We start from the raw sequence: 7,130 nt of genomic DNA, 5'->3' as shown, positions 1-7,130 counted from the left end.
TTCCTTTAAGGTAAGAGATAGGGTAATTGAAATAAATACGCATTCGGAATCATTATCCCATTCCCAAATACCAAAAATTGCGATGCCTAAGTATGAATCTTGGGGCGACATTTTACGTTGGTGTCTGCAGGAAAACGTACCCGGAGAATTCCCTTTCGCGTCCGGATTGTATCCATTCAAAAGAGAAGGAGAAGACCCTTCTCGTATGTTTGCCGGTGAAGGTGGACCGGAAAGAACCAACAAGCGTTTCCATTACGTAAGCGCCGATTTGCCCGCAAAACGTTTGTCAACCGCTTTTGACAGCGTGACTTTATACGGGAACGACCCGGATCTTCGTCCGGATATCTATGGAAAAATCGGTAATGCCGGTGTTTCCATCTGCTGTTTGGATGATGCCAAAAAACTGTATTCCGGTTTCGACTTGGTTGACGCTATGACTTCAGTGAGCATGACCATTAACGGTCCTGCACCCATGTTACTTGGTTTTTTCATGAATGCCGCCATCGACCAGCAATGCGAGCTTTATATTAAAGAGAACAATCTAGAGAAAGAGGTTGAGACAAAAATCAACGAAATATATAATGACAAGAGTGTAGATCGCCCTCGTTATAATGGCGATTTGCCCGAGGGGAACAACGGATTGGGACTGATGCTTTTAGGAGTGACCGGGGATCTGGTATTGCCTGCCGACGTTTATAATGCAATCAAAGTAAGAACGCTGTCTCAAGTTCGTGGAACGGTTCAGGCCGACATCTTAAAGGAGGACCAAGCGCAAAACACTTGTATTTTCTCGACTGAATTCGCTCTGAGATTAATGGGAGACGTACAGGAATATTTCATCACTAACAACGTAAGGAACTTTTATTCGGTTTCAATTTCAGGTTATCATATCGCTGAAGCGGGAGCCAATCCAATAACGCAATTGGCATTTACGCTTTCTAATGGTTTCACTTACGTGGAATATTATTTGAGCCGTGGAATGGACATCAATGATTTTGGACCTAACTTATCGTTCTTCTTCTCGAATGGGGTGGATCCTGAATATGCGGTTATCGGTCGCGTGGCGCGTAAAATTTGGGCGAAAGCCATGAAAAATAAATACGGAGCCAATGAAAGGGCCCAAATGTTGAAATACCATATTCAAACTTCAGGGCGTTCATTGCATGCCCAGGAGATTGATTTTAACGACATCCGTACTACTTTACAAGCATTGTATGCCATAAATGACAACTGTAACTCTTTGCACACCAACGCATATGATGAGGCGATCACAACGCCAACCGAAGAATCGGTTCGTCGTGCTATGGCCATTCAGTTGATCATCAATAAGGAAATGGGCTTGTCCAAAAACGAAAACCCGATCCAAGGTTCTTTCATAATCGAAGAATTGACAGATTTGGTGGAAGAGGCCGTTTTACTGGAATTCGACCGAATTACCGAAAGAGGAGGAGTGCTTGGTGCCATGGAAACGATGTACCAACGTTCTAAAATTCAGGAAGAGAGTCTGTATTACGAAACCTTGAAACATTCGGGGGAATTTCCAATTATCGGGGTGAACACTTTCTTGAGCTCAAAAGGCTCACCAACTGTAATACCGGCTGAGGTGATTCGCGCGACAGAGGAAGAGAAACAATTCCAGATTCAAACTCTGGAAAAACTTCATAAGGCCAATGCCAAACAGGTGAAAGTACAGCTGGATGCCATTCAGGATGCGGCCATTAAAAATGAAAACTTGTTTGATCACCTTATGGAAGCCACCAAAGTGTGTACATTGGGACAGATCACCGCGGCTCTTTTTGAGGTCGGTGGCCAGTACAGAAGAAATATGTAGGCAGAGAACGACTTTTTACATCGCAAAAAGTCGTTGAATCGCTTATCCCGATGCATGGCGGGACCTCGGAGAACCGTTTATCAGCGGGATAGCTATTTATAAAAAAAAGACCTTTCAGCGATGGAAGGTCTTTTTTGTTTGCGTTTATTCCACATTCGAGATGAGTCGTTTGCCCTGTTTTTCGCCGTAATATGGAAAACCACTTTTTATAGAAATCTATTTTTAACTTAAAGGACCTTAATTTGCAGTCCATTCGACGAGTTGAAAATCCACAGCTTAATTACAAATGCCGTTTTGGTAATCTCTAAAAAGCCAAAAACATCGGGACTGGAAATTCATTTTTCAGATCCTTTATGAAAAATAGAGGCACAACATCAGCATCAAACTAGGCATAACCTTGATTCTGGAACTCTCGATCTTTTTGTTAACAAAATTTATGTAATAAAACACGTAACAAATTCATTTGCAATGTATTAACAGGATGTTTTTTATTAATTTTTTATTTATGTAAAGGGTTTCTTAACAGACCCTGTTTGTTATCGATAAAAATGGAATCTTGTCTGTTTGGGCTGCGATTTTTTTTCTTTTTTTTTATTAATGGCTAACTTTGATTTAACAGTAAAAAAACGATTAAATAGTTGGCAATCTGCGCTTTATAATTAGACAATATCGTTTTATTTTAACTATAAAAAAAATTTTTTTCTGTTATTGTTGGCTTCAGTTTTTAAATCAAATTGTGGCCCTTTATTTTAGAATTCATCCCAATCTTTATTTTTCGCGTTTAGCCTACTCTATCGCATTTACTAAGCTTTTCGTAAACTTAGTGTGAGGATTTTTTTTCATGAAAAAACCCTTCGTTCGACGGATTACTTCATTTTTTTGAAGATGGAATGCTAATAGTTTTCTTCCCAAGTCTCTAAACTTTTTGTTTAATTTTTTATGATGTAAAAATACTATTATTATGAAAAAATTTATTTTTTTTAAGAAAAAAGGTATGCAAGAGTATTGCCATGCTTTTTCCTGTATTTTTAAGACAGGTTTTCCGATGTTCTCTGGAGCTAATGCCGTAGGTAATAGGCTCCTTTTTTACGGGCTGCTGCTTCTATTTGGATTCGGTTTTATGCCTAATTCTTATGGCCAGTTAGTTGGAGGGGGTGCCGTAAAGGCCAATTTCGGTGTTGAAGCCGATGCTTACGCCAATCTGCTGCATTTTCCGATACCTACGCCTCATCCAGATGCTATTGGCACGGATGACTGGTTCGTTAACCAGGATAGGTTTCCTGGGTCTGGAAAGGGAGTAATCAATCAAGAATTGCCGTATGAGGAGGGACTTAACGTTGACGGAAACAACATTCCCTTTGTTAGAAGGCAGTCTATAACCGATCCCACACCGCCTTTTCCATTTCCTGTCGTGGTCAGTACCGTTAATGGCGTTCCTGTTCCCTATTTGTGGCTAGATGCCGTTTATGGACGGGATACCAATTCGGCGCAGGGTAATATAGACTCCAGCATCTTTACAAGTACCGCGGATAAGAATTCCGACAACCCGGCTACTTGGAATCTGGGGTCGGGAAGTATTCCTCAAAAGGATGACATCATTGACGTGATGGCGCATTTAAGGGGGGAAGGTCCAAAAGAACCCACCGTGGATGACCCGAGACCTTTTACGAAACTTTGGGCATTTGCCGCGGCCACGTTGAGAGCCACTTCGGGAAGCAAGCACATAGATTTCGAATTTTTTCGAACTGGAGTGACGTACAACGAAGGTGATTTGAATTTAGGCAACACCGGACCGGACGGCGGGCGTACCGCATGGACTTTTAATACTGACGGAACCGTAGACGTTCCGGGAACCATTATCGTATCGATCGATTATGAAAATGGCGGTACCAACCCAGATGTTCGAATCAGGGTATGGATGGATGAAGCTGTTTTTAATAGTTTCAATTCATTGCCATTAGCTGGCCGCCCTTTCGCTGTTGTCCCTGACACTTTTGAAAAAGGGGAGCAAAGCGGAAATTTCGGATACGGACGTATTGTTGCCAAAAGTATGGCAGATGTGGCAAGTATTTGGGGAAGGGTCAATATAGAAGGCTCTACATTAGGACCTCCTTGGGGAACATTGCAAGGGGAGAAAGCTGAATTTTATGATGAATATCAGACATATCAGCATGTTGAAATCGGAATAGATCTAACCGCTTTTGGTCTAGACACGCGTGGGGACGATGATCCCTGCTCCAATATACTGGGTAGTTTACTGGTTAAGACCCGCAGTTCTGCCGGTGGGCAGAACGATTCCTTTACCAGTGAACAAAAAGATTTTGCAGGACCTTATTTATTCGGGTTTTTGGTTAAACCGACAGTAGATGCAAGCGTAAATCGAGTGATTAATTGCATTAACACTGACGCAACTATTTTGGCCACTAATATAGCTCCAACAGGAGCGTCAATAGAATGGTATGACCCTTCAGGCATACTCATTCCTGGTGATAACCCACAGGACGCAGATAGGGTGGTTACGGTTGCCGGAACATATACAGTAAGGGCTCTGGCACCAGGTTTTCTGGGTTGCTTCGCCGAGGCCACGGTGGTTGTTGAAAAAGACATAACGCCACCATCTTGCGATATTTCAGGAACGGACGATAATTTCTGCCCTTCATCTGCTGGGCACACTTATTCGGGGCCAGCGGGGCTAAGCAGTTACGCATGGTCAATTATTTCAGGAAATGCCACTATAGTAGGTTCCGCCAGTAGTCAAACAGTAAGTGCTACCGCCGGTAGTGCTTGCGGTGATTTTGTACTACAGCTAATTACCATGGGCGCCAACGGTTGTGAGAACACATGTATCAGGACGCTTCATATTGTGGATACAGACAAACCAGTTATCGCAACAACAGCGGTAAGTGGAGACTTGGGATGCAACGCAACGTTTGAGGTTCCGGTATTTACATTAACCGAGGCATGTAGCCCTGGCGACATCGTAATTACGGACAGCGGAGCAATCGCAGACGGATGTAACTACAGCCAAACTTGGACCGCCAACTTTACGGATGCATGTCAAAATGTGGCCGACGAAGTAAGCGTTACCTACACTTGGACCGTGGATACTACACCTCCCGTTATCACATGTTCACCAAATAAAACAATTGATTGTTATGCAGAGGTGGTATTTGATACTCCTACAGCAACTGATAATTGCAATGGTGATGTAACAATTGTGATTGTATCGACTTCCATTGACGGGCTTACCCGTACTTGGAAAGCAACGGATGCCTGTGGTAACGAAGCGACTTGTAGTCAAACCATAACCGTATTGCCTTGCGAAGGATGTACTTTAGGATATTGGAAAAACCATACAGACAGATGGTGTTCTACTTATTCCACTACGATGTTGTTTGGTGATGTTTTTGTAAACGCACCGTCCAATCTTGCGAATTTGACTTTATTGCAAGCCCTTAATTTAGGCGGTGGAGGTATTTTCAACCTGGCACGTCAAGGGGTAGCCGCATTATTGAACACATGTAGTGATGAAGTTCATTACCCAGCACCTTATGGTAGCAACTCCCAAATGGTTATTGATGCTGTAAACGCAGCTTATTTAGCTGGAGGAAATGCACCTGGCAAACTGGCAACCGAATTGGATATACTTAATAATACAGGATGTCCATTAGGAGGAACCAGTGCAGACCCAAAAGGAGGACAATCAACTACCAGTCCAATCATTAATAATGACAAAAATAATCCGAAAAGGGAAGCTGCTGGCTTTACAGCTTATCCGGTTCCTTTTAAAGACAAACTTGTAATTAAATATGATTTTGAGTATGTCTCTAATGTGAAAATAGAAGTGTTAAATGCGCAGGGCGAATTAATACTCTCTAAGATGGATGAAAATAGTTATTTGAACAAAGAAATTAATTTGCACCTTCACACTTATAGAGGGCAAGAAGAGGTTTTCATTGTCAAACTGACTACTGATAGAGGAAGCAGCATGAAAAAAGTCATGTCTTCCAAATAGTTAACTAATTAATTTAATTTAAAAGCATCCGTTTTCGCGGATGCTTTTTTTTGCGTTAATATGTAGCCTTTTAAAATGAGAAAGTTAAGACATCACCTAAAGCTAGTGAAACATGGCTTAATGAAAAATGTGTTTTTATTTTATTAGAAATAAGGATATATCAGGCATCGATTTTCAGAAACAACATAGTTTCCAATTAAACAGTAATAAACTATTAAAAGACATCTAATCGAATTCAGCGACACAACATAGGAACAGTTGTTTATTAGGTTTTACAAATCCAAAAACAACGGTTTCGTTTTTTTATTTTTTGAAAAAAGCGAAGGGTAGAATCCATCGGGTATCGGGTAATTATAAAAGAGTTGAGATTAAAATCTAATTACACGCAAGGAAAATTAATAGAAATGAAGCTGCGCCAAGGTCTAAAATAGTTGTGTTTCTCTTTTATGCAACCACAGCTGCTTTCCGTTTTTCCTTTAAATATTATTATCCACTCAAGAGCAAAATACAACAATCTACTGAAGTCGGAATGAATAATGGCAGGACCAAAAATCACCAAAAAACTCGCGGAAATGACTTTAATCAGTAAAGTCTGAGTAAAGATGCAGTAGGCTTAGCAGAGTTATAATTTAAAGGGAAATTTGAAAATAATGACCATTGAGTTTGTACCTGCTGGTTGGTCTTTTTTTTTGTAACCGACGATATAAAATGATAAAGAGGCTCTAGTTTTTTAATTATTTAACACGGCATTAAGAAATTTGAGATCATAAAGAATATAGTGCTCAAAACAAATAATTTTCCCTCCCGTTTTGATAATGTACAATCGCAAATTATAGCGTTAAAAAATTATCTGAAATTTAATGTTTTAAGCCAATAATCAAGGATTATTTGCCAAAATTCTAGGGACTTAACATTTTTTTTGATTAACTATTTTTTAATAATAAAATTATTTAAATTATTGAAAATCAATAAGTTAACACGTATATTGTTATTAATTTTATGCGTTTGTAATGCTTTTCTTTAGAGACAATGTCCTTTGTCGACGATAGCGGTATCTTATCTTGTTTGGGGCTAGTTTCTTTCCTTTTTTAGACATAATACCTAACTTTATTTGGATTTAAACTGAGTAATTGTTCGTGATTTTGATAATTTTTTTTTGCATAAAAGAGGGTTTCATCGTTTTGATATCCAATCAATTAAAAATCATTAATAATGGTTTGTTCTCCCTTTTTGAAGTTGATTTATTGCAGACTTTCTAAACTCGAAAGATTTGTTTTGATTGAG

Annotated in this window: 2 protein-coding genes; both read left to right on the top strand. The window is 39.9% G+C overall.

What is annotated here, in order from left to right:
- Positions 1 to 1,831 (top strand): methylmalonyl-CoA mutase family protein (locus tag VIH09_RS04340; protein ID WP_331578262.1); only part of this gene is annotated, 1,831 nt, incomplete at its 5' end.
- A 961-nt stretch (positions 1,832 to 2,792) separates the two neighbouring features.
- Positions 2,793 to 5,846, top strand: a complete 3,054-nt coding sequence (locus tag VIH09_RS04335) for a hypothetical protein (protein WP_331578260.1) — start codon at positions 2,793 to 2,795, stop codon at positions 5,844 to 5,846.
- The last annotated feature ends 1,284 nt before the right edge of the window (positions 5,847 to 7,130 follow it).

Origin of the sequence: Flavobacterium sp., from assembly GCF_036515215.1 — a bacterium.
Taxonomy (GTDB): Bacteria; Bacteroidota; Bacteroidia; order Flavobacteriales; family Flavobacteriaceae; genus Flavobacterium.
Note: the sequence above shows the minus strand (reverse complement) of the source record. Positions and strands in the feature narration are given on the sequence as shown.

Excerpts from the sequence above, each read along its gene's own strand:
- VIH09_RS04335 (WP_331578260.1), top strand. The coding sequence starts at position 2,793 with ATGAAAAAATTTATTTTTTTTAAGAAAAAAGGTATGCAAGAGTATTGC.